This is a genomic window from Rahnella sp. CFA14(1/10) (assembly GCF_004195095.1).
In the GTDB taxonomy this organism is placed as follows: Bacteria; Pseudomonadota; Gammaproteobacteria; order Enterobacterales; family Enterobacteriaceae; genus Rahnella; species Rahnella perminowiae.
The window spans coordinates 433,615-459,773 of the sequence record NZ_SEWS01000002.1 but is presented as its reverse complement, the minus strand read 5'-3'; the positions used below and the strand labels follow the sequence as shown (position 1 = coordinate 459,773).

14 protein-coding genes are annotated in these 26,159 nt (G+C 54.4%); 7 read left to right on the top strand and 7 right to left on the bottom strand.

Annotation, left to right across the window (positions count from 1 at the left end):
* Nucleotides 1-19: 19 nt before the first annotated feature.
* Both dsbB and nhaB read right to left on the bottom strand, forming a co-directional pair.
* Entirely contained in the window at nt 20-550 is a 531-nt protein-coding gene (gene dsbB, locus EVX52_RS05675; protein ID WP_015697193.1) for a disulfide bond formation protein DsbB, read from the bottom strand.
* A gap of 181 nt (nt 551-731) precedes the next feature.
* Entirely contained in the window at nt 732-2,309 is a 1,578-nt protein-coding gene (gene nhaB / locus EVX52_RS05670) for a sodium/proton antiporter NhaB (protein WP_129951120.1), read from the bottom strand.
* A 242-nt stretch (nt 2,310-2,551) separates the two neighbouring features.
* Between nhaB and fadR the strand changes: the two genes are divergently transcribed.
* Entirely contained in the window at nt 2,552-3,274 is a 723-nt protein-coding gene (gene fadR / locus EVX52_RS05665; protein ID WP_129951121.1) for a fatty acid metabolism transcriptional regulator FadR, read from the top strand.
* 66 nt (nt 3,275-3,340) lie between these two features.
* Here fadR and EVX52_RS05660 read toward each other — a convergent pair whose 3' ends face one another.
* Both EVX52_RS05660 and EVX52_RS05655 read right to left on the bottom strand, forming a co-directional pair.
* The gene (locus EVX52_RS05660) at nt 3,341-4,876 is read right to left on the bottom strand and encodes a SpoVR family protein (protein WP_129990809.1); all 1,536 of its coding nucleotides are present in this window, start codon (nt 4,874-4,876) and stop codon (nt 3,341-3,343) included.
* A gap of 251 nt (nt 4,877-5,127) precedes the next feature.
* Nucleotides 5,128-5,958: an alpha/beta fold hydrolase gene (locus EVX52_RS05655; protein WP_129990808.1), complete on the bottom strand. Its 831-nt coding sequence runs from the start codon at nt 5,956-5,958 to the stop codon at nt 5,128-5,130.
* A gap of 646 nt (nt 5,959-6,604) precedes the next feature.
* Between EVX52_RS05655 and EVX52_RS05650 the strand changes: the two genes are divergently transcribed.
* Nucleotides 6,605-7,906, top strand: coding sequence for a D-amino acid dehydrogenase (locus EVX52_RS05650; RefSeq protein WP_129990807.1), 1,302 nt, complete (start codon nt 6,605-6,607; stop codon nt 7,904-7,906).
* 72 nt (nt 7,907-7,978) lie between these two features.
* Entirely contained in the window at nt 7,979-9,052 is a 1,074-nt protein-coding gene (dadX, locus tag EVX52_RS05645) for a catabolic alanine racemase DadX (RefSeq protein ID WP_129951125.1), read from the top strand.
* A gap of 6 nt (nt 9,053-9,058) precedes the next feature.
* On the opposite strand, the gene EVX52_RS05640 is transcribed toward dadX, so the two are convergent.
* Nucleotides 9,059-10,255, bottom strand: a complete 1,197-nt coding sequence (locus tag EVX52_RS05640; RefSeq protein WP_129990806.1) for a multidrug effflux MFS transporter — start codon at nt 10,253-10,255, stop codon at nt 9,059-9,061.
* Between the two features lie 150 nt (nt 10,256-10,405).
* Nucleotides 10,406-11,236: an ammonia-dependent NAD(+) synthetase gene (nadE, locus tag EVX52_RS05635; protein WP_129990805.1), complete on the bottom strand. Its 831-nt coding sequence runs from the start codon at nt 11,234-11,236 to the stop codon at nt 10,406-10,408.
* 467 nt (nt 11,237-11,703) lie between these two features.
* On the opposite strand from nadE, the gene EVX52_RS05630 reads away from it, so the two are divergent.
* From EVX52_RS05630 to EVX52_RS05615, 4 genes are all read left to right on the top strand, one after another.
* A complete protein-coding gene (locus tag EVX52_RS05630; RefSeq protein WP_129951128.1) occupies nt 11,704-12,468 on the top strand; it encodes a YdiY family protein in 765 nt (254 codons plus the stop codon).
* A 507-nt stretch (nt 12,469-12,975) separates the two neighbouring features.
* On the top strand, nt 12,976-14,610 hold the full coding sequence (locus tag EVX52_RS05625; RefSeq protein ID WP_165385163.1) for a ShlB/FhaC/HecB family hemolysin secretion/activation protein: 1,635 nt from the start codon (nt 12,976-12,978) through the stop codon (nt 14,608-14,610).
* Between the two features lie 36 nt (nt 14,611-14,646).
* Nucleotides 14,647-25,176, top strand: coding sequence for a hemagglutinin repeat-containing protein (locus EVX52_RS05620; protein ID WP_129990804.1), 10,530 nt, complete (start codon nt 14,647-14,649; stop codon nt 25,174-25,176).
* The gene (locus EVX52_RS05615) at nt 25,176-25,610 is read left to right on the top strand and encodes a hypothetical protein (RefSeq protein WP_013575348.1); all 435 of its coding nucleotides are present in this window, start codon (nt 25,176-25,178) and stop codon (nt 25,608-25,610) included. Before EVX52_RS05620 ends, EVX52_RS05615 begins: the two co-directional genes overlap by 1 nt.
* On the opposite strand, the gene EVX52_RS05610 is transcribed toward EVX52_RS05615, so the two are convergent.
* Nucleotides 25,601-26,149: an RNA 2'-phosphotransferase gene (locus tag EVX52_RS05610; RefSeq protein WP_129952107.1), complete on the bottom strand. Its 549-nt coding sequence runs from the start codon at nt 26,147-26,149 to the stop codon at nt 25,601-25,603. The genes EVX52_RS05615 and EVX52_RS05610 overlap by 10 nt on opposite strands.
* Nucleotides 26,150-26,159: the final 10 nt, after the last annotated feature.

Below are 26,159 nucleotides of genomic sequence, written 5' to 3'. Positions count from 1 at the left end.
TGTTTCAACGATAGTTTAATTAACGACCAAATAAATCGCGGCGTTTGGGTTTGACGAACTGAGCCAGCAGCACCAGAACAGCAATTACCATGAACACGCTGAAAATCACAACCAGCCACTGGGGCATGCCCAGTGACAGGAATTCCCACTGTTTTTCTGCACAATCACCGCTGGCGATAAACATCCACGGGAACCACTTGTCCAGTGGTAACCATGTTGGGAAACGCGCGGCAAAATCACAGGTGGCGAACGGAGAAGGGTGCAGCTGAATCATGGTGTGTTCCCATGACAGGCGGATACCTTCGTAAGCGCTGTAGATCCAGATAAGGATCCCGGCATAACGCAACCACGTAGAAGGCGCGATAGCACCGACGAGGCCAGCCAGCAGAATCCCCATCAGGGCACAACGTTCATAAATACACATGACACAGGGCTTAAGTAACATCACGTGTTGGAAATACAGTGCAACCAGCTCAAGTGCCAGTGCAGTCAGAGCCATCAGAAGCCATGCACCGCGGCCTTGTGAACAGCGGTTAAGATATTGCAACATAGAAAATTTTTCCCTGCAGTGAGCTACTGACACGCAGTGTAAACCAATTGCTTGCCGCTGCCAGCCTGTCCGATTAAATATTCGGTAAATAATTAATATAAATCGGACAATTCGACTTTAAATTCTGTAATTTTCTGAGTGAAGCCGTTTAGAGGAAATTACTGACTCACGCTTACCCCGATCAATGCACCGTCATGATTTGCGTTACCGGGGGCAAACTCAGCCATCCCATGTCGTTAAACCACTGCGTCATATCGGGCAGCAGATACTGAACACACAACAGGCCAACCAGCGTCATGACGACGGTGTATGGCAATGCCATCCAGACCATTCTTCCATAAGAAAGCCGGATCAGCGGTGCGAGGGCAGAAGTCAGCAGGAACAGGAATGCCGCCTGACCATTTGGTGTCGCCACGGAAGGCAGGTTAGTACCGGTATTAATCGCCACCGCCAGCATCTCAAATTGTTTCAGATCGATGATGCCATTTTCCAGCGCCGATTTTGCTTCGTTGATGTAAACCGTACCGACGAAAACGTTATCTGACACCGAGGAAAGCAATCCGTTGAACAGGTAAAATAGCGAAAGCTGGCTCGATGGCGCAGCCTGAAGCACAAAGTGAATGATAGGGCTGAACAGATGTTGTTCTACGATCACGGCGACAATGGCAAAAAACACCGTCAGCAGGGCGGTAAACGGCAGTGAATCCTGGAATGCCTTGCCGATCGCATGTTCATCCGTGACGCCGCATAATGCGGTTGCAAAGATAATCACCGTAAGGCCAATCAGGCCAACTTCAGCCAGATGGAATGCCAGCGCAACAATCAGCCACACGCCAATCAGCGCCTGTATGGCCAGTTTAATACGTTCCTGCCGGGTGCTGTTCTCGCTGTTCTTTTGATCAAACTTTTTAAGTACTTCATACACCGGGTGTGGCAGTTGCGCACCGTAGCCAAACCAGCGGAAGCGTTCTACCAGGGCACATACGATTAATCCGCAGATAAAAACGGGCACGCTGACGGGCGACATGCGGATCAGGAAATCAGTGAATTGCCAGCCTGCACTTTTCGCGATGATCAGGTTTTGCGGTTCGCCAACCATCGTCATCACGCCGCCGAGTGCCGTACCGACACCGGCGTGCATCATCAGGCTGCGTAAAAATGCGCGGAATTGTTCAAGTACCGCCTGGTGCTGCTGATTACCCGTAAACGAGCTGTCATCGGTGATCTCAGCATTTTCGTTCTGATTTGAAGCGACGTTGTGATAAATCGAATAAAAGCCCGCTGAAACGCTGATCACCACGGCAATCACGGTCAATGCGTCCAGGAATGCGGAGAGAAATGCCGCAGCAAAACAGAAAGCCAGTGAAAGGGCGATTTTGTTGCGCAGATTCAATAACAGTTTGGTGAACACGGTTAACAGCAGCTGCTTCATGAAATAGATGCCAGCAACCATGAAAATCAGCAACAAGATGACTTCCAGATTAGCAGAGACTTCTTCGCGGATGCGCTCTGCGCTGGTCATGCCGATCATCACGGCTTCGATGGCGAGCAATCCACCCGGCTGCAGCGGGTAGCATTTAAGCGCCATGCCTAATGTTAAAATGAACTCGACGACCAGCAACCAGCCCGCGATAAAAGGACTGACCAGGAAGAAAATCAGCGGGTTAATGATCAGAAAAGCCAGAATTGCTATTTTGTACCAGGCTGGCGACTGACCGAGAAAATTCTTTATAAATGCACGACTGTAGGTTGTTTCCATATTCCCTAAAGATCCTTTATATAGCTTGTCAATATGTCAAAAAGATAAGTAAGTTTAATCGTCTGACTGGATTTTTCCAATGCCAGGGACAAGGTAATAAACGCTTGAAAAAGGTGAAATTCTGTAAGCCCTTCCACAGTTTCAGCATTAGTTCCCTGCGGACGCTATAACAGGGCATTTTCATCTGGTATGATGAGCAGAACTATATCCCTAATAAAAGCCCCACACGGAACGACAAACACATGGTTATTAAGGCACAAAGTCCTGCCGGTTTTGCCGAAGAGTATATCATCGAAAGTATCTGGAACAGCCGCTTCCCTCCGGGCTCCATTTTGCCTGCTGAGAGAGAGCTTTCAGAACTCATTGGCGTGACCCGAACCACATTGCGTGAAGTGTTACAGCGGCTTGCCCGAGACGGTTGGTTAACTATCCAGCATGGCAAGCCGACGAAAGTGAATAATTTCTGGGAAACATCCGGCCTGAATATTCTTGAAACGCTGGCGCGTCTGGATCACGACAGCGTACCGCAACTGATTGATAATCTTCTGTCCGTGCGTACTAACATCGCGACGATTTTTATCCGTAAAGCGATGCGTACCAACCCGGAGGAAACCCAGCAGGTTCTCGCTAAGGCTACAGAGGTGGAAGATCATGCCGAAGCGTTTACGGCGCTTGATTACGGTATTTTCCGTGGTCTGGCATTTGCTTCCGGTAACCCGATTTATGGTCTTATCATCAACGGGCTGCGGGGTCTTTATACCCGCGTCGGACGCTATTACTTCTCCAACCCTGAAGCGCGCAAATTAGCCATCAGCTTTTATAAAAAACTGTCAGAAATTTGCCACGAAAAAAGCTACGAACAAATTGTGGATTGTGTGCGCAATTATGGACGTCAGAGTGGTGAAATCTGGCACAGCATGCAGGGCGCGATGCCGGGTGATCTGACTGAGCAAAAGCATCGTTAAGAGTGAGATAGACAAATATCAGAAAGGGCGCTCAGCGCCCTTTTTTAATGCCAGAAGTCTATTCAGTTACAGCGGCGTCGGACGTGGCGGGCAGCGCTCCAGCAGTTCAACGCTGCCATCTTCATTGAGTTGCTCGATGAAGACATCGAAGCCCCACAGACGGTGGACGTGTTTCATGACTTCACGACGGCTCTTATCAAGCGGCGCGCGATCCTGAGGAATATAGCGCAAGGTCAGCGAACGGTCTCCGCGCAAATCCACATTCCAGACCTGAATATTCGGTTCGTGATTGCTCAGATTGTATTGCGCCGATAATTCCTGACGGATTGCACGATAACCTTCCTCATTATGGATGGCGGCGATTTCCAGGTAGTTATTGTGATCATCATCGAGCACCGTAAACAAACGGAAATCACGCATCACTTTCGGTGAAAGAAACTGGCTGATGAAGCTTTCGTCCTTAAAGTCACGCATCGCAAAATGCAGCGTGTCGAGCCAGTCTGACCCGGCGATATCCGGGAACCAGTAGCGGTCTTCCTCCGTCGGCTCCTGACAGATACGCTTGATGTCCTGCATCATCGCAAAACCCAGAGCATACGGGTTGATGCCACTGTAATACGGGCTGTTATAAGGCGGCTGATACACCACATTCGTGTGACTGTGCAGAAACTCCAGGATGAAACGGTCGGAGACTTTTCCTTCGTCATACAGATGATTCAGGATGGTGTAATGCCAGAACGTCGCCCAGCCTTCGTTCATGACCTGTGTTTGCTTCTGCGGGTAAAAATACTGGCTGATTTTACGCACAATACGCAAAATTTCCCGCTGCCAGGATTCCAGCAGAGGGGCATTTTTTTCCATAAAATACAGCAGATTTTCCTGCGGTTCCGGCGGGAAACGGCGTGCCTGTTCTGGTGTGTCTACGCTGTCTTTGCGCGGCAATGTTTTCCACAGGGAATTCACCTGGCTTTGCAGGTATTCCTCGCGGCTTTTTTGCCGTGCCAGTTCCTCCTGCAGCGATATTTTTTGCGGACGCTTATAGCGGTCAACCCCGTAATTCATCAGCGCATGGCAGGAGTCCAGCAGTTTCTCGACTTCATCGACCCCGTAACGCTCTTCGCATTCGCTGATATAACGTTTGGCGAACAGCAGGTAATCGACGATGGAACTGGCGTCGGTCCAGCTTTTAAACAGATAGTTATTTTTGAAGAAAGAATTATGCCCGTAGCAGGCGTGCGCCATCACCAGCGCCTGCATGGTGATGGTATTTTCTTCCATCAGATAGGCGATACAGGGATTGGAGTTAATGACGATTTCGTACGCCAGACCTTGCTGCCCGTGTTTGTACAATTGTTCGGTTTCGATGAATTTCTTCCCGAACGACCAGTGTGTGTAATTGATCGGCATGCCAATACTGGAATAGGCATCCATCATTTGTTCGGAGGTAATGATCTCGATTTGATGCGGATAAGTTTCCAGCCGGTAGGACTTTGCCACCCGGTCAATCTCTTCAAGATAGGTTTGCAATAACTCAAACGTCCAGTCCGGTCCATCGCTAAGACGTTTGTCCGCAGTTTTTTGCTCATGGGTCACTGTCGTCATAAGCCGCACCCTCATTCAGTTATGGACGTTACAGAGTGTTTGATTCACAACCTTTTCTTAAGATTTCGTACGTCCATTGATAATCGTAGCTCAATCTGAGTGTGTCGTTAGATAAACACCTTGAATCCCTTCCTCAACAAATCTATATCCTTATGGCAGGACACTGTCAATCGGGGGCCATGAAGAACCCAAAGCCGCAGGCAGTCAGGCTTTGGGTGAACAACCGGAGAGAATAAAACGAACGGCGGGGATTAACTGCGGATAAATTCTAACAAATCTTGATTTATCTGATCTTTATGGGTGCTGCACAAACCATGAGAGGCACCCGGATAAACTTTACGTTTACCATTCGGTAACAATTTAAGCGCGGCTTCGCTGGAGGATGCCGGTGGCACAATCTGGTCATCATCACCGTAAATCACCAGCGTCGGGATAGTCATTTTTTTCAGATCTTCGCGCTGGTCGGTTTCAGAAAACGCTTTGACACAATCATAAAGTGCCTTGATTGAACCCTGCATACCCTGCAACCAGAAGCTCTGACGCAAGCCTTCGGATGCCTGCGCACCCGGGCGGTTAAAGCCATAAAAGGCATCAGGCAAATCGAGGAAGAACTGTGAACGGTCTTTCCGTACGCCTTCACGGATCCCGTCGAAAACAGAAAGCGGCAAACCGACCGGGTTGAATTCAGTTTTGATCATAATCGGTGGCACCGCGCCAATCAGCACCGCTTTTGCCACACGTGAAGTGCCATGCCGGCCGATATAACGGGCCACCTCGCCACCGCCGGTGGAGTGCCCGACGTGAATGGCATCCTTAAGGTCCAGATGCGCTGTCAGCTCGGCCATATCATCACCGTACTGGTCCATATTATTGCCCTCCCAGGTCTGGGAAGAACGTCCGTGGCCGCGGCGGTCATGGGCGATAACGCGATAACCTCTATTCGCCAGAAACAGCATTTGATCTTCAAAAGCATCAGATGACAGGGGCCAGCCGTGACTGAAAACCACCGGCTGGCCGCTGCCCCAGTCCTTATAAAAAAGTTGTGTACCATCTTTAAGCTTCAGAAAGTTTGAGTTATTCACAGGCGACTCCTTATGGCTGAAATGAACAGTGCGGATATGAATCCACTCGAAGTGTAGGTCAGTAATTAAACAGTTGCGATGTGCATCACATTTTAAACTGACAATATCGCAGGACTGGGTGGCAAAAATTAACCGATGTTGAACGCGGGGGGATATATTGAAACCTGGTGTCCCGGTGACGCCGCCAGAATTTTGCTTATTAAGGGCACTATTCTCCCTGCTCTCAGCGCCTTACGGATCAGCTTCTGCTTTGCCTCGTTTATAAATCCCCGTTCAACCGGAACGTCAATTTTCTGTCCGGGACGAGGGAATATCACACTTGCGATGGTTTGTGGTGTTTTGTTCTTTAAATGTAACGATATAAAAGAATAAAAAACTAAAACAAAACGCCGCCTGAAGTACCGGATATCTTCTGATTTCAATGAAGTCATTGCTGTCATATCGCCATAAATTTCTTCCCGGATGGCCAGAATGTTGCGAAATATCGTTATTTATTTGTGGCTATTGAAAAAAATGCTGTCATGAACGATAAATAAATGTGAAAGACCTCACGGTTATGAGTGGCTGTGTTGGTGATTTTTCTTAGTCAGGTTAATTTCCTGTCATCAGAATATTATGCTTTGTTTTGTCGCGGAGTGGAGTCGATATGCGTGTGGTGATTTTAGGCAGTGGTGTGGTCGGTGTCGCCAGTGCATGGTATCTGGCTAAAGCGGGCCATCAGGTGACGGTCATTGATCGTCAGCCAGGCCCGGCAGAAGAAACCAGCGCGGGCAATGCGGGACAGATCTCACCGGGCTATGCCGCGCCATGGGCGGCTCCGGGTGTTCCGGTCAAAGCCGTTAAATGGATGTTCCAGAAGCATGCGCCTCTGGCGATCCGTCTCGACGGAACGCAGTTTCAGCTGAAATGGATGTGGCAAATGTTGCGTAACTGCAATATGGACCATTATCAGACTAACAAGAGCCGCATGGTTCGTCTGGCGGAATACAGCCGTGACTGCATGAAAGCGCTGCGTGACGACACCGGCATTCAGTACGAGGGCCGGCAGGGCGGCACATTGCAGCTTTTCCGTACCGCACAGCAGTTCGAAAGTGCAGCGAAAGATATTGCCGTGCTGGAAGACGCCGGTGTGCCGTATCAGTTGCTCGAATCCAGCCAGCTGGCGACCGCAGAGCCGGCGCTGGCACAGGTCGCGCACAAACTGACCGGTGGCCTGCGTTTACCTAATGATGAAACCGGTGACTGCCAGATGTTTACCCGTAAACTGGCCGATATGGCGCGTCAGGCGGGCGTTGTTTTCGAATTCAACCGCACGGTAGATAAGCTGCATGTTGAAAATGGCGAGATCACCGGCGTGCAGTGTGGCAATGAGATCGTCAGGGCGGATGCTTACGTTGTGGCATTCGGTTCATATTCGACTGCGTTGTTGCGCGATCTGATCGCCATTCCGGTTTATCCGCTGAAAGGCTATTCGCTGACCATTCCGATTACCGATCCGGCCTCTGCACCGGTGTCTACCGTGCTTGATGAAACCTACAAAATTGCCATCACCCGTTTTGATAACCGCATCCGCGTGGGGGGGATGGCGGAGATTGTCGGCTTCAACCTGAAGCTGGCGCAGGCGCGCCGTGAAACGCTGGAGATGGTGGTGAAAGATCTCTATCCTCACGGCGGTAATGTCGGACAGGCAACCTTCTGGACGGGGTTACGACCGATGACACCGGATGGCACGCCGATTGTCGGACGTACGCGCATTAAGAATTTGTATCTCAATACCGGCCACGGGACGCTCGGCTGGACGATGGCCTGTGGCTCCGGGCAGTTGCTGTCGGATATTATGTCCGGCGTGACGCCTGCGATCCCGTCCGATGATCTGTCGGTTGAGCGTTACAGCCCGGATTTCATCGCCCGTCCGGCAGGTCCGCATAACATGCATCCGGTAGGCTGAATCTGCTGTAATCCCATCCCATACGGTGACTGACATTGTATGGGTTTTACTTTGCTTATTGCCGGAGCCGGTATGCCACGCCCGATTTCAGCCACATTATCCCTGTCTGCATTAACCCATAATTTACACCTCATTCGCGGCTTTGCCCCTCGCAGTAAAGTCTGGACGGTGGTGAAAGCGAACGGTTACGGTCATGGTATTTCCCGTATCTGGCGCAGTTTATCGGCCACCGATGGTTTCGCGTTGCTTGATTTCAATGAAGCTATTTTATTGCGTGAGTCCGGCTGGCAGGGGCCGATATTACTGCTCGAAGGTTTTTTTACGGCTGAGGATTTGACGAGGGTTGATCAATATCGTCTGACCACGTCCGTACACAGCGAATGGCAAATAAAAGCCCTTGCACATGCCAGCGTCAGCCAGCCGGTCGATATCTACCTGAAAGTAAACAGTGGTATGAACCGTCTGGGTTTTGCGCCGGAACGTGCCGGGGATGTCTGGCAGCAGTTACGCGAGCTGAAGCAGGTGGGAGAAATGACGCTGATGAGCCATTTCGCCACTGCTGACAGCGTGGAGGGGGTTGACGCGCAGATGGCTGCGATTAACCTCGCCGGGCAGAATATCCGCGGCCCGCGATGTCTGGCGAATTCCGCTGCGACGTTGTGGCATCCGCATACGCATCATGACTGGATCCGCCCGGGAATTATTATCTATGGTGCGTCGCCGAGCGGTGAGTGGAAAGATATTGCGCATACCGGCCTGCAACCGGTGATGACGCTTAACAGTGAGCTGATCGCCATACAGGAGCTTAACGCCGGCGCACGGGTGGGTTACGGCGGGCGTTACAGTGTCACGCGGCCTCAGCGCATCGGCGTGGTGGCCTGTGGTTATGCAGACGGATATCCGCGCCATGCCACTTCCGGTACGCCGGTTTGGGTTGATGGCGTGCGAACAACGACGGTCGGCACGGTTTCAATGGATATGCTGGCCGTGGATTTAACACCCTGTCCGCAGGCACAGATTGGTTCGCCGGTTGAGTTGTGGGGAAATAATTTACCGGTGGATGAAGTGGCAACGGCGGCCGGTACGCTGGGCTACGAATTGCTGAGTGCGCTGGCACCCCGCGTACCGGTATCGACAATCGGTTAGAAAGTATTACGGTTCCAGGCGGGTCAGACGGCCCGTCGATTTTTTGCTCGCACGACGTGCCAGCACTGCCAGACATCCGCCTGCCAGCATCACCAGCGACAGGCTCAGTTTAGGCTGTAACGGTAATGCCATGGCGATAAAACCGAGTAGTGCACCGCCCGCCATTTGCACCGAACCTACCAGGGCTGAAGCAACGCCTGCTTCGCCGGAGAACGGTTCCAGTGCATAACTGGTGGCCGGACCCACCAGAAACGCCAGACCGGCACAGGCGCTGGCGACCGGCAGCATATACAGCCAGGTGGCGGTTTGGTCTGCAGGTGAAACCAGCGTAATACCGGCAATCAGCCCGAGGCAACCGGCAAACATAAGAATGCCGCCGGCAGTCAGACAAACCGGGCGTCCCACTTTATGAATAATGCGGTTGGCGATAAAACTCACCGCCATAATCCAGAAGCCGTTCGCCCCGAATACCAGCGAAAATTGCAATGGCGTCAGCCCGGCGATGTTCATCAATACGGTCGGTGCCAGCGATACATACGTCAGCGCCATCCCCATGGCGCCGGCATTTACCAGTGCAAAGGTCACGAAGCGGGCGTTGAACAAAATGCGGGCATACTGACGGAAAGGCAGACCGCTGTTGGTCTGGGTATCAGCAGGGCGTGTCTCCGGTAGTTTGAATATCACCAGCAACATCACCGCCAGCGTATAACCGGCCAATGCCCAGAAAGGTGCACGCCAGCCATAATACTGGGCGATCAGGCCGCCGATCAGCGGGGCCAGTGCAGGGATAATATTCAGTGTGCCGTTGAGAAAACCATATGCGCGGGCGGCCTCATTGCCACTCATCCGGTCGCGCACGCTGCTGAAAATCACCACGGACGTGCAGCAGACAGCCAGCCCCTGAATGACGCGGGATAATAAAAACATCCACGGTGTGACGGACGTCGCGGCAACGATTGCACCCGCCAGATACACCACAACGCCGATAATGGCGATCGGGCGACGACCCCATTTATCAACCAGCGGACCGGCCACCAGCTGTCCGAGCCCCATCACCAGAATAAATAATGAAATTGAGGACTGGATCACCGCCTCGGTGCTCTGTAAACCGAGTGCAATGGCGGGAATGGCAGGCAGGTATAAATCAATACCTAAAGGGCCAAGCAGCACCATACTCAGCAGCAGGAAAAGAAATTTTTGCATTGAAAACATCACTGTCAGTCATCCGGAAGGACGCTAAGGGTAATGATTTCGTTAATGAATGGAAAGAAGCTTGTGATAATCAGACCGGTGAGCACGGTGAATAAATCCGGACACCCGCAGGTGCCCGGTAGCTAAGCCATGACGGAAGGCTTATTTTTTCTTCCAGAAATCATCAAATACGGTTACCGGCAGCTGACGTTTATGCTCAGTGCGCAGGTACCAGCCCTCAATAATGGCGGCATATTTATCGTCGATTTTCTTGCCTTCCAGATAGTCGTCGATCAAATCATAGGTTACACCGAGCGCGGCTTCATCCGGCAAGGCAGGGCGGTTGTCTTCAAGATCCGCCGTCGGGGCTTTTGTATACAGATGCGCCGGGCAACCCATTTCCCTGAGCAGTGCTTTCCCCTGACGTTTATTCAGACGGAAAAGGGGATTAATATCCGTACCGCCATCGCCATATTTGGTATAGAAACCGGTTACGGCTTCGGCGGCATGATCCGTCCCGACGACCACGCCTTTTTTCATCCCGGCGATGCTGTACTGCGCTTTCATGCGCTCACGGGCTTTTTCGTTCCCTTTAATAAAATCGCTCAGTTCAATGCCAATTTCACGTAAGGTCGCTTCGCTCGCCAGGACAGCATTTTTGATATTGACGGTCAGAACCTGATCCGGCTGAATGAACGCAATGGCATCCTGACAGTCCGATTCATCCGCCTGCACGCCATACGGCAAGCGCACGGCAATGAACTGGTAGTCGCCATCATGGGTTTGTGCACGTAATTCATTAATTGCTGTTTGGCAAAGTTTGCCGGTAAGAGTAGAATCTTGCCCGCCGCTGATACCCAGAACCAGTGTCTTGATGAACGGGTGGGCCAGCAGGTAACTTTTGAGAAAATCAACGCTGACACGAACTTCCTGTGCGGCATCGATGTGGGGTTTAACGTGCAGAGCCTGAATAATCTCTTGTTGTAAAGCCATGACTACTCCTCCTGAAGGCTGCCTTCGAGGAACCCGAGGCAAAAATAAGACGTTATCAGGGTAAAACTACCCCGCATTACTCAAAAGGACAAGATTCAGCGACGAGTTAGGCGGAAATCTGTACGCTGCCGGCTCGCAATATTTCGAACCAAAGCGGCAGGAAGAAGTAAAGTGTGGCGCGTAATAAATCATTTTCGCCCCTCATTGGAATAAAAAATCAATGAACAGGATTGTAATGATTTCGTATGTTTCTATTGCCGGAAATATATGTCACTCGGAACTATCCAAAAAAGCCGCTTTATTAAGATATCCTGGGCTGAGTGCGTTATATTTGTTGCGGTAGAAATATTTGTATGCATATGCCATCGAAATGGAGTTGCCAGGCTTGATTAACGGATCCTAATTAATGGCATAAATCGTGTGGTTCCAGTGTCGTTATTTGCCTTAAGTCCTATTGGGGAAACAAAATGTTTTTTCGGGTTGTTCGTCGTTTACCAGCTTGTGCCGTAGTCTGCGGTGCAGCGCTGTTCAGTATTTCAAGCCTTGCAGACACCACCATTTTCACCGCGTTAGATGACCCTGCTCAGGCGAAAAAGCCGTTCGAGGGCAATGTTCAGGCGGGTTACAGTGCGCAAACCGGTAACACCAGCAACTCCACGCTGAATGCTGATACCACCATGACCTGGTTTGATACCAACACGGCATACAGCCTGTGGGGTTCTGCGCGTAATACCTCTTCTTCCGGTGTGCGTTCCTCCGAGAAGTATCAGGCCGGTGGCCGTACACGTTATAACCTTGACAACGCGAACTATGTTTTCGGTCAGGGCAGCTGGCTGAGTGACCGTTATAACGGTTACCGTTCACGTACTGTGGGTGCCGTCGGTTATGGACGTCAGATCTGGAGCGGTCCGGTTCATACACTGAATCTGGAAGCCGGTCCGGGTGTACGTCATGATGAGTTCGAACAGGGCGGTAACACCACCCGTGCGCTGGCTTATGCCTCAGGCACTTACGGTTATCAGATCAGCGATACTGCGCGCTTCACGCAGGGTGTGTCTGTATTAGCGAACGACGAAACGACGCTGAACTCAGAAACCGCGCTGACCGTTGCGATCAACTCCCACTTCTCGTTGAAAGTGGCGTATGACGTCACCTATAACACCAAGCCACCAGCCAGCGCGCCGGATAAAACCGATACCGTGACGTCTGTAAACCTGGTGTACGGTCTGTAACTTCCTTTCGGGACGTTATGCCAAAAAGTCAGAGGAGAAATCCTCTGGCTTTTTTTATGGCTTATTTTGCCAGAATATTAAACTGGATTTTAAATAAGCGGAGGGCTGTTAAACGAAACGTCTGACTTTCATTGTCTGAATTCTGTTTTTTTTAAGCATACGAAAATACCTGGAAAAGACCGGTAACCCTGCAGGCAGCATAAACGGGATGAATACCCCTACAAATCATAATTTCTTATGATTCAATTTTTTCTCTTGTAGAATTTTTTACGGAAATTTAAAAAAAATGCCTAAAGTAAATTTTATCCCTGCCGATAGGAGGTGAATGTTTAATCTTAGATCAATGCCATAGCCATTTCTGATGCTGTGTTTTTGAGGCATACAGCAAAGTGGTGCAGGCCCGAGAAAACAGCGGATATGGAAATCATAAGCACTGTTACACCATTAGCCCGCACTGTTTCAGCGTACGTGCGTCTTGCCCAGCGATGGCGCGTTTCCTGTCTGCTGATGCTACCGGTGATATTTTCCCTTGCCGTGCAGGCCGCGCCGCTCAGCCCCGCCGACCGCGACAGTATCGAACAGCAGCAGCGGCAACTTCTGCAGCAGAACCAGCAGCAGCGTCAGGAACTGGAGCGCAGCACACCGATAACACCCGCACCGCAAACCCCAGCGCAACCCGGCGGCCCGTGCTTCGATATTCACGACATTACCCTCAGCGGCGCAGACCATATGCCCGCGCGAATACAGCAAAAACTGACTCAACCCTATCTGCAACAGTGCCTCGGCATTGGCCAGATTAATGCCCTGGTGAAACAGGTCTCCGACTGGTATATCGGCCAGGGTTACATCACCAGCCGCGCGTTTCTCACCGAACAGGATTTATCTTCCGGCACGCTGCAACTCACGGTGATGGAAGGCAAACTCGAAGCCATCAAAATGGAAAACCAGCGCGGCGCAATGCTGGCGATGGCGTTTCCGGGGCTGACCGGCAATATCCTTAACCTGCGTGATATCGAACAGGGGATGGAGCAGATTAACCGGCTGCGCAAAACGCCGGTGCAGATTGAAATCCAGCCCGGCAGCCAGCCAGGATACTCCATCGTCAACCTCACCTCAAAGCCTGAGCTTCCCCTGCAGGCCAGCGCCGGTTTTGATAACTCAGGGCAGAAAAGCACCGGCACCGGACAGGTCAGCGGCTCGCTGACCGGCAATAACCTGCTCGGGCTGGCGGACCAGTGGTTTGTCAGCGCGTCACGCAGCAGCGACGGCGCAAGCGACCACGACGCGAAAAGCGTGCAGGCGGGCGTCAATCTGCCTTACGGCTACTGGCTGTTTGATTACAACTACAGCTACAGCGACTACCTGAGCACCATTGAATCGCAGGGCTATCTGTGGCGCTCCACCGGCGACAGCCAGGCGCACCGCTTCACCCTTTCCCGCGTACTGTTTCGCAACGGCGACATGAAAACCGCCGCCAGCCTCGGGCTGACGCACCGCCTCAACCGAAATTATCTCAACGATGCCCCGCTGGAAAGCAGCACCCGCAGCCTGACCAGCTGGACCGCAGGCATTAATCACAGCCAGAAACTCTGGGGCGGATACGCCACGCTCAACCCGGCGTTCAGCCGTGGCGTGGCGTGGTTTGGCGGCGAAAGCGATGAAGATAAAAATCCGGATGCCCCGCGCGCGGAGTTCTCTAAATGGACGCTGTCCACCAGCTATTACCGGCCTGTCACGCAACGCATTACCTGGCTGACCAGCGCCTACGGCCAGTGGGGCGATGACCGTCTTTACGGCAGCGAACGCCTGACGATTGGCGGTGAAAGCTCGGTGCGGGGGTTCAAAGAGCAATACCTCTCCGGCGACAACGGCGGCTACTGGCGTAATGAGCTGGATACCCAACTGTTCACGCTGCCGGTGCTCGGACAAATCAGCGCCGTGACCGCGCTTGACGGCGGCTACCTGCAACGCAGCAATCACGACACCAATGCGTCCGGCACCTTATGGGGCGGGGCGGTGGGTTTATCGAGCAGTAACGCACATTTCTCCAGCCAGTTTACCGTCGGCTGGCCGCTGAGCTATCCGGACTCACTGGCACCGGATCGCGTCACGGTCTACTACCGTATCGGCTTTGCACTTTAGCGTTGTAACTCTACATAAGAGAGAAGGAATTCGGCGATGAAATCGATCACAGAGCAACCGGTCGCGTTATGGCGTAAGGCACTGGCCTACGGGCTAATGGGGTGGCTGGTCTGGCAACCGGTGATGCCCGCATTTGCGGCCGGTATCACGGTAGCCGAAGGCAACACCCGCACCGATCAGGCGGGTAACGGCGTGCCGGTGGTGAACATCGCCACCCCGAATCAGGCCGGGATTTCGCATAACAAATACAACGATTTCAACGTCGGCCAGCAGGGCCTCATTCTCAACAACGCCACCGGCAAACTGCCCCGGACTCAGCTGGGCGGGCTGATCCAGAACAACCCCAATCTTACGGCAGGTCAGGAAGCGAAGGGCATCATTAACGAAGTGGTGTCGTCGAACCCTTCACAGCTTAACGGCTACATGGAAGTCGCGGGAAAAGCCGCCAACGTCATGGTCGCCAACCCCTACGGCATCACCTGTAACGGCTGCGGCTTCCTCAACACCCCGAACGCCACGCTGACCACCGGTAAACCGGTGCTGAATGCGGACGGCTCGCTGCAGTCCCTCGAGGTCACGCAGGGTGCGATCACCGTTGAAGGTCAGGGGCTGGATGCCCGCACGAGCGATTCTTTTTCATTGATTTCCCGCGCCGCGCAGATTAACGCCGGGCTGTACGCCAGAGACCTGAACGTCACCCTGGGTGCCAATCACGTCGATGCGCAGGGTAATGCCACGCCGATATCCGGCGCAGGCGTACCGGCGGTGGCAATTGACACCGGCGCACTCGGCGGCATGTACGCCAACCGCATTCATCTGGTCTCCAGCGACAAAGGCGTCGGGGTCAACCTCGGCAACCTGAACGCCTCGGTCGGCGATATGCAGATTGATGCCAGCGGCAGGCTGACGCTGAGTAATGCGACCGCCACCGGCAAGCTGACGGCGAATGCGCAGGCCATCGCCCTTAACGGTACCCAGCAGTCGGGCGGCGATATGGCGCTCACATCGGCGGGTGACCTCACCAGCAACGGCACACTGGTGGCGGGCGGTAACGCACAATTGCGGGCACAAACGCTGACCAACGGCGGGCTGATCCAGGCGCAGGGCGCACAGACCGTCAGTGCGTCGGCCCTGAACAACAGCGGCAAAATGCAGTCCGGCGGCGCGCAAAACATCACCGCTAATACCCTCAGCAATCAGGGGCTGATCGGCTCGCAGCAGGGGCTGGATTTACAGGTTGCGGACCAGATGGACGTGGGTGAACAAGGCTCGCTGTTTGCCGGTGACCGGCTGAACATCGGCGGCGGTCAGATGAACGTGGACGGTACACTGACCGGCAAAAATGGCCTGACGCTCAACAGTACTTCCCTGAACGCCGGGCAACACTCGCTGATCACCAGCCTCGGCGATATTCAGCTCAATGCCGCGCAGCAGGCGCTGGGCGGCCAGCTGTCGACCTCCGGCAACGTGGGCCTGAACGCTACGGATCTGTCCGTCGGGGCGCAGGGGTCCGTTCACAGCGATAAAGATTTATCCCTGACGGCAACCGGCAGCGCCACGCTGGCCGGTGCGCTCGACGGCAACACGTTGCAAGCCGGTGGCGGCACATTGCAGGTGACCGGCAGCGGTTCGCTGGCCTCCACGGGAGATATGCAGTTATCTGCCGCGCAGCAGCAGCTCGACGGCACCACCAGCGCGGGCAATACTCTTTCGATTAACGCTGACCAGCTTAATGCCGCACAGGGTGGTAAAACCTCGGCGCAAAATGACGTGCAGGCCACGGTTGCCAGCGGCGGGCAGTGGTCCGGCAGCCTGATCGCCGGGCGTGACCTGCACTTTACCGCACACGATTTCAGCAACGGCGGTACGCTGGCCGCCAACCGCAACGGCCAGTTCAGCTTCGGCACCCTGACCAATAACGGCCTGCTGCAGTCCCTCGGCACGCAGCAGCTTGACGGCGACACTTTCAATAACAACGGCACGGCGCAGTCCGGCGGTGACCAGACGCTGACCCTGAATCAGCTCAACAATCAGGGGCTGACCGGTACCCGCGGCGACATCATACTGAACGCGCGGGACGGCGTGACCAACGGTGATACGGCAACCTTACTGGCCGATGGTCAGTTTACGCTCAATACCGCCCAGGCAGATCTGGGCGGCACGCTGACCGGCACGCAGGGGGCAACGCTTAACGCCACCGCGCTAACCACCCGCGCCGGATCGGTACAGTCCAGCCAGGGCGATGTGGATCTGAAGACTGATACTGCGAACTTAAACGGTTTTCTCTCCGCCGACGGCAACGCGGCGCTGACCACGCAACAGCTCACCACCGGCAACGGCTCGCAGACGCAGGGTAAAAACGCGCTGGGGATCAGTGCGTCTGAAAAAGCCGATCTGGCCGGGAAACTGGTGACACCGGGCACGCTGACAGTTCAGGCCGGTACGCTGACCAACGGCGCGGCGCTGGGCGCGGACAATGTGGATATCACCGCCACCTCGCTGACCAACAACGGTGCCATCACCGCCGACGACGGCCTGCATGTGAAAGCCGGTACCTTGCAGCAGCAAGGCAGCCTGTCTGCGCTGAGCCAGATGACGCTGGAAGGCCAGACGCTGGTCAATCAGGGCAACGTGTCGGGCGGTAACGTCGGCGTGAATGTCACCGGCAGCCTGACCAATCAGGGCACCGGCGTGATATCGGCGGGTAATGGTCTGACCGTGACGGCACCGGTTGTGACCAACAGCGGCCAGCTTCTGGCACAAACGGTCGGCGTGAATGCCACGGGTATCAGCAATAACGGGCTGATGCAGGGCAACGGCGGCACCACGCTTACCGCCAGCACCTTAACCAACGGCGCGCAGGGGCAGGTATTGTCCGGCGGCACGCTGGGGGTGCGGGTGGGTGATACCCAGAATCAGGGACGTTTACAGGGCAGCCAGCTTACTCTTACCGGCAACAGCCTGACCAACGGCGGCACGGCATTAGGCACGAATGGCCTGAACGCGCAGATGCAGGGTGACCTCACCAACAGCGGCAGCCTGCTCTCATCCGGTAACGTCACGGTGAACGCCGCCACGCTGGAAAACAGTGGCCAGTTGCTCAGCGATAAAACCGCCACGGTGACGGCTGACCATCTGACCAATCAGGGGCAAATCCAGGGCGACACGCTGGCGCTTACGGCGAACAACGCGGACAACAGCGGCAACCTGATTGGCCTGAAGGGCCTGACGGCGCAACTGCAGCAGGATTTAACCAACGCCACGTCCGGCAAGATGCTGACGCAGGGCGCACTCACCGTCACCGCCGCGCACGTCACCAACAACGGCAACTGGCAGGCCGACAGCGCCGATGTACACGCCGGGCAGTTAGATCTTAACGGCGCTATCCAGACCGCTTCGCGCGCGAACCTCAACCTGACCGGTGCGCTCAACACGCAGGCGCAGGGCAAAATCATCTCCACCGGTCTGGCTATTTTGCAGGCGGCGAACCTGAATAATCAGGGGAGCTGGTCGGCGGATAACCTGACCCTGACCGGCGGTTCGCTGACCAGCAGCGGCGGCATCAGCGGTGTCAGCGCGCTTACGGCCACGCTCAGCGGGCAACTTCAGGTTCAGCAGGGCGGCACATTACTCAGCGGCGGCAGCGCCACGGTGAACGCCGGGAATATTGCTAACAGCGGTACGCTTCAGGCCGGTAACCTGACGCTCACCACCAACAGCATTTTAAACGCCGGGCAGTTACAGGGCCAGCAAAGCCTGCAGGGCACGGTTCAAAACGGCATCACCAACCTGAGCGGCGGCACCGTACGCAGTCAGGGCACGTTAGATTTGGGCGCACAGACGCTGCTCAATCAGGGCCAGATGCAGGGCGACGGCGTCACTCATCTGACCCTCACCGGTAACCTCAATAATCAGGGCACCTTACTGACCGGCGGCAGGCTGACGGTGTCTGCACCGGTGCTGACCAACAGCGGCACGCTGCAGGCGCAGGGCCTGACCCTGACCGGCGGCACGCTTGCCAACAGCGGTACGCTGACCGGACAGGGCGACAGCGCGCTGAACGTCACGCAGATGACCAATCAGGGCCAGCTTCAGGGCGACCGGCTGACGCTGACCGGTAACGAACTGCATAACACCGGCACTGTATTGGGCAGCCAGTCGCTGGGGCTTAACGTTCAGAACGCCGACAACCAGGCGGGCGGAAAACTCTACAGCGCAGGCAACCTGACGCTGGTGACGCCGGTGCTCAATCAGGCGGGCAGCCTGCTGGCGCTGGGGGATATGACGCTGCAACTCGGTTCGGGCTTTACCCAGACCGGCACGCTGGCCGCGGGGCAGACCCTCAGCCTCAGCACGCAGGGCGACCTGAACGTGCTCGGCACCCTGCAGGGCAACGGCATCCAGCTCAGTTCCACGGGCAACTTTACCAACAGCGGTCAGCTGCGCGGCGGCGGTGGCTCGGTGGGCGTGGACGCCGGCAACATCCAGCTCAACGGCAGCGGCAGCGTGCAGTCCGGCGGGGATATCCGCCTGGCCAGCCGTGGCGTGCTTAACAACAGCGGCTTTGTCGGCGGGGCGGGCAACGTGGTGATGTCCGCTGGCGGCCAACTGACCAACAGCGCGCTGCTGTACGCCGGTAACAACATGCAGTTGCTGGCCGACAGTATTCACAATAACTACGGCGATATTCTGGCAGGCAACAGCCTGTGGCTGCAGCGGGACGCGGCGGGCAACGCCAACAGCGAAGTGGTCAACACGTCGGGGGATATTGAGACTACTAACGGCGATATCACCATCAATACCGGGCATCTGCTGAATCAGCGGGACGGGTTGAGCACGTCGAGTACCTATCAGGCGGCGAATAGCCCGGCATCGCTGGGGCAGGCCACGATGAGCATTCAGCTCGGCTTGTTAGATGATGATGAAATTGGGGTTTATACCGGAACGGGCTGGCGTCACACCGGTGGGAGCAATGGCAAAGGAGACGGCGCTGAAGAAGAATATACTTTTGTTGGTTTAGCGCCTACGAAAGCTGCCTCTGACAGAAAATTTCTTGTAGGTACTTCCACTGTAACCGCCATTGCCAGCGGCGGGCCGGGCCGCATTGCCGCAAACCGCAATTTAACGATATCTGGCGACACGTTAGATAATATTGCCAGTACTGTTCTTGCCGGAAGCAACATAACGCTTTCCGGCACCAACCTGAACAACCAGTCCTATGAAAACAGCATTGAGAATGAGTACCTGACCTATCAGTACAGTGGCACAACAGGGGTGCAACCGGCCGATGCCACCGTTATCCCTGATATCCGGAAAGGGAAAAGAAGGGGGGTAGAGTACAGGACGGATTTAGGGGATAAGTTTACCTACACATTAACCGGTGGACCCGCTTACGAAACCCTCAGCACCGGCGAAGGTCTCCGCGCCGTTATTCAGGCCGGTGGGGCGGTTAACGCCAGTTTCAGTAATAACATCAGCAATACCACGACCTCTGCTAACGCAGGCGGTTTATCCCATGCGATAAGCGCACCGTCACTGAACGGCACGTCGGGCCTGCAACCGGTCAGCGGTTCGCAAAGCAAACAGCTGGCATCCGCTCAAAACCTGACCGTCGGATCCGTTCAGTGGAACAATTCCGTCACCGATGCGTTAAAGCAGATTGGCAATCAGGGCGCTGCGCTGACGGATTACCCGCTGCCGACCGGCAATAACGGTTTGTTTGTGGCGAGCACTAATCCTGCCAGCCCGTATCTGATCACTACCAACCCGCAACTGGGCAGTCTGGGGAAAACTGATCCTTCGCTGTTTAATGCGCTTAATGATTATCTCGCGCACCCGACGTCCGGCACGCTGACGCCTGCGGTTCAGCCCGGCACGCCGTCCAACCCGCGCATTGAAACGGCACCGGTCTATACCGACGAGAGCAAATTTCTCGGCTCGGCCTACTTTATGGACCGGCTGAAGCTGACGCCGGACTATGACTATAAGTTCCTCGGCGATGCCGCCTTCGATACCCGTTATGTCGATAACGCCGTGCTCAGTCAGACCGGGCAGCGCTACGTCGGCGGCACAGGGTCAGACCTCGCGCAGATGCAGTATCTGATTGATAACGCCGCCGAACAGCAGGCCGGTCTGGGTCTGCAACTTGGCGTTAGCCTGTCGCCGGAACAGGTCGCGGCCCTGACCAAAAGCATCGTCTGGTGGGAAAAAACCACCGTCAACGGCCAGACGGTTCTGGCCCCTAAACTCTATCTTTCTGCCAACGACACCCACGCGGTGACCGGCAGCGTGATTTCCGGGAACACCGTCAATCTCGACGCCGGGCATATCGTCAACGCGGGCAGTACCCTGCAGGCCCAGACGGAACTGGCCGCAAAAAGCAGCAGTTCGCTGGATAACCTCAGCGCCGGGCTGATTGCCTCTAACGGCAGCCTGCAGCTGAGCGCGCTGGGTGATATCAATAATATCGGTTCTTCGATTAGCGGACAGACCGTGGCACTGGCTTCGGTCAGCGGCGATATTAACAACGTCACGCAGGCGCAGCAGTGGACGGCCGCGCCGACCACCAGCAAAAGCAAAACGTCTCAGCTGACCTTCAGCCAGACCCAGACCGGCGACGTGGCCGGTATCTCGGCCACTGACGGGCTCTCGCTTACCGCCGGTCACGACATCAACAACACCGGCGCCCGGCTCACGGCGGGCAGTGACCTGCAGTTGGTGGCGCTGAACGACGTTAACATCACCGGCAACGCGCTCAGCACCAGCAAAACCACGGCGAAAAGCAGCGCGCAGACCACCGACAGCCAGGCCAGCACGGTCAGCGCGGGCGGTAATTTATCGGCCAGCGCGGGGCACGACCTGACGGTGGCGGGCAGCGCCGTGACCGCTAAAGGCGACGCCACGCTGGCAGCAGTTAACGACATCAACCTCAACACGATGGACCAGAGCAGCTATCAGACCAGCGGAAAAAATCAGGCTGACAGCAACAACGCCACCCGCACGGTGGTGAGCAGCGGCGGCGACCTGACGCTCAGTGCAGGCCGGGATTTGAACTCGCAGGCGGCGCAACTGACCGCCGATCTCAACGCCTCACTCAGCGCCGGTCGCGACGTCAACCTGAACGCGCAGCAGACCAGCACCTACAGCGAAACCCACGGCAGCAAAAGCGTGAGTATCCGTGAAAATGTCGGGCAGGAAGGGACAGCAGTGGTGAGCGGCGGAAGCACCAGCATTGCCGCCGGGCGTGACATTACGACACAGGCTGCGCAAGTACAGGCCACCGGCGACCTGACCCTGAACGCCGGGCGGGATGTGAATATCACTACCGCACAGGAAAGCCAGTACAGCTACGACGAAAAAACTAAAACCAAGAAACACCTGTTCTCCAGCACGACCACGCACACGGTCGCTGAGGACTATGCCACTACTGAAAAAGCCTCGCAGCTGAGTGGCGACAAGGTGTCAGTTGTTGCCGGGCAGGACCTGACGGTGAAAGGTTCATCCGTGGTCGGTGACGAGGATGTGACGCTGAAAGCGGGGAAAGATGTCAATATCCTTGCAGCCACCGATACCAGTTCCAGCTACCGCCTGAGCGAGACTAAAAAAAGCGGGCTGATGGGCACGGGAGGTTTTGGTGTAACCATCGGCAGCGCACAATCGCGACATCAGCTCAATGAAGATGGCACCACGCAAAGTCAGAGTGTCAGCACTATTGGTTCAACCGGCGGTAACGCAAATATTATCGCGGGTGAAAAAGCACATATCAGCGGCGCGGATGTGATTGCCGATAAAAACCTGAACGTTGTCGCGGGCGAAATTGTGGTTGACCCCGGTAACGATCTGTTGAGACGTAAAGAGAGTTACGAACAGAAAAAGAGCGGTCTGACATTGTCAGTGTCCAGCCCGGTGACCGATGCCATTCTTGCAGCGAACAGCACACTCAAACGAAGTGGGGAGGTCAGCGACGAACGGCTGAAAACGCTGTATGCCGTGCAGGCAGCAGATAACGCATGGATAGCTGTCGCGGGTGCCTCTTCCATGGCGACTGATGTAGCCCAGGGCAATCTGAACGCCGTGAAGGTGGAACTCAGCGTAGGTTCGAGTAAAAGCTCATCTGAATCCAGTTCCACACAAAATCAGGTACGCGGGAGCACCCTCAGCGCAGGCGGAAATACCACGCTGGTGGCTACGGGTAACAAAGGTACCAGCGGTGATCTTCATATCAGCGGCAGTGGTGTGACGGGCAATAATGTCACCCTTGTGGCGCAGAATGATCTGCTGCTGGATGCCGCATCGAACAACACCGAGCAAACCAGTAAGAATAACAGCAGCGGCTGGAATGTCGGTGTGCATATATCGCTGGGTCAGGAAACGGGAATTGGTGTGTCGGCCAGCGGTTACCAGTCAAAAGGAACGGCTGACGGTAAGAGTACCGAATATGTTAATACGCGGGTCAACGCCAGTGATGGGCTGAGCCTGAGCAGCGGACGGGATACGGTTATTTCCGGTGCGCAGGTGTTGGGTGAAAAAATCACTGCTGAGGTGGGGCGCGATCTGACCATAACCAGCCTGCAGGATACTGACGAGTACCACAGCCAGCAGAAAAGTGTGAGTGGCGGCGCCAGTTTCACTTTCGGGTCAATGACCGGTTCAGCCTCACTGAGTATTAATAAAAGTAAAACCGACAGCGACTATGCCAGCGTTGGTGAGCAAAGCGGGTTGTTTGCCGGGGATAAAGGGTTCGATATTACGGTAGGCAACCATACCCAACTGGGTGGTGCAGTCATAGCGAGCACTGCAACAGCCGATAAGAACCTTCTTGATACCGGTTCGTTGGGCTGGAGCGATATCAATAACGAAGCGCAGTACAGTGCCAGTAGCCAAGGGCTTGCCGGTGGCTTTTCATCGGAAAAAAATAATAAAGGCGAGCGGGTTAACGGCGGCGGCGTTGTCCCTGTTATTGGTGTTAAGAGCAGCGGTGACGCTTCAGGTACAACGCAATCGGCCATTGCTGCGGGCAGTATCGTCATCCGAGACAGTGAGAAGCAGACGCAGGATATTGCAGGGCTAAGCCGCGATACCGACAACGCCAATGGTCATATCGATAAGATCTTCGATGAGAAGAAAATTGCCGAGCAACAGGAACTGGCGGCGGTGTTCGGGCAGATGGCGAACTCAGCTGCCGGTGATCTTGGTGAGGCGATGGGCTGGGGACCGAATAGCCCCGAAAAAGCCGCGATCCACGGTGTGATAGGTGCAATCCAGGCGAGTTTCGGCGGCGGCAATGCGCTGGCCGGCGGGTTGGCCGGGATGAGCAGCGAAGCGTTTAGTCAGATGATCGATACTTATCTGAGTAACAACACACAACTGGACCGCAATGAAAGAGGGGCTATCACCCAGTGGGCCGCCACGTTAAGTGGTAGTGCAATTGGCGGAATTATTGGCGGAACGACCGGTGCACAGTCCGGCGCAGCCGTCTCACTGGATGCTGAACGCTATAACCGCCAGTTACACCCGGATGAAGTAGCCCGGATCAAGCAATTGTCCGGGGGGGATAAAGATAAAGAAGCGCGTCTGAAAGCGGCGGCCTGTGCGCTGGTGAAATGTTCCGCTGAGTTTGCGGAAGGTTCTGCGGATTATGTGAAAGCGCAGGCGCTGGAACAGTTAGGTAACAGTGATGCGTATGCCAGTGAGCGTACACTACTGGCATCACAGAGCGGCAACCAGCTGATCTACGCAATGGGCAGCTATGCCAGCGCCAGTTTGCCGATGTTCGGGTATTCGGTTAGTGATCAAACCGGGGATGCGCTATCTCACTACGGTGTGGGGACGCGTTTAGGTGGTTTGGTGCAAACCACCGGAGGAGAGCTGCAGGCGCTGGGCGGCATGGCAATGTGCACGACCGGCGTGGCTTGCCTGGCGGGTACTTATCTGGCAGCCTCTGGAATAGATACGGCTTACGCGGGTGCTAATAGTTTCCTGTCAGGCATCAACCAGAAAACCAGCGGTGCGTATTTACTTGAAGGATTGGGCGTTTCTCCGGAGTACTCGGAAGGGATTTATGGTCTGACGCAGGTGGGCGCGGCGGGGATTGGCGGAGTAGGAAAAGCGACGTCAGTTACTGCCGATGTAGGTACAAAAGGCGCTGGCAGTGTCACATTCCATGCGGCTGATGATATTCGGTTCTCGCAAAATAGCTTTTCATTCAATAAAACTGACCGAGACACGGGTAAAAATTACACATACGACGATTTGGTACAAAGCATGCGGACTAATGGTTGGAAAGGTGATCCAGTTGACGTCGTTAAAATGCCTGATGGCAAGCTGACTAGCATGGATAACACTCGAATTGCCGCGGCCAGAGAGGCGGGGATCGACGTTAAAGCTAGCGTCCGTGGATTTGATGATCCATTGACGCCAGCTATTCAAGAGGCTAGAGGGTGGCAGAATTTTAATACTTGGGGTGAGGCCATTACTGGTCGTATAAACAAACAGTCAGGGGGGTTTTCTACTTCTAATCCTTACGGTTCAACAGAACCACCACGTATTTCTGGAGGTGCTAAATAATGAAGCCTTTTTTGTACGACCTTCCAATTTTACCCAATAGTTTTGAATTCCCTGTTGATTATTTAGATGTGGTTTTAGCTGATGAGTTTTTAGATATAGAGCCTTGGCGGCTTCTATCGAAAGATATGGCGACATCTCTTTTTTATTACAGCTCGATGCTTTTGAAGTTTTCGGGGGCTGCCCTGGTTCCCTTTGCAATTATTCAAGATGAGTCAGGGCTGTATAATGATGGCTGGGTTGTTCTTGCTTGTTTTGATGGGGGAGGTAAGGATGGCACTACGGGTGTCCGGATTTATGATTATTCAAAACCGAAGTTAAGTCCTTGGGATAATTTGTCTTATTCTGGTTTCTCTGAATGGTTTAGTGCTGCCAAAGAAGAGTCTTCCCGCTATAAAGCCGAGCAAGTCGAAGACAAAGACAATGGCTATTCCTGATATATGAAAAAATTGGGGACATGGTTCGTTAACCATACGCCATTCTCAGCCTGAAAAAAGTTGAATCCCTGTTGGTGCATCCGCAGGGCTTCAACTTTTAGCACCGCAGGCTTTCCATATCGCTGTCCGACAGCTACGGCTGTGGTTATGTCTTGTGATAGATGCACATGGTGACGTGAACCTGCAATCAATCCTTGCTGAAGAATAGATTCAAGAAAGCGTGTTGCAGTGCCATGGTAGAGGAATTCTGGCGGTTTTTTCTCCATATATTGAAGGTTCACGTCTGGTGTAGAATGTCCCTGAACTGCACGAATACGCTGGCCATCTTCGGAGAGAGTAAAACGTTTCTTATCACTGCTATTTACTACTGTCTGAATTATTGCCTGATCAAGTACGCGGCCTTCTTTCGCCGCGCCGAGAATCAAAGTATTGATATCTGCCCAGCCTTCTACATCAAGTTGCAATCCGATGGTGTCAGGTTTATGACGTAAAATATAACTTAGAAATTTACTTATTTCGTTAAGCATCTTGCTGTCCATGATTGCCCTA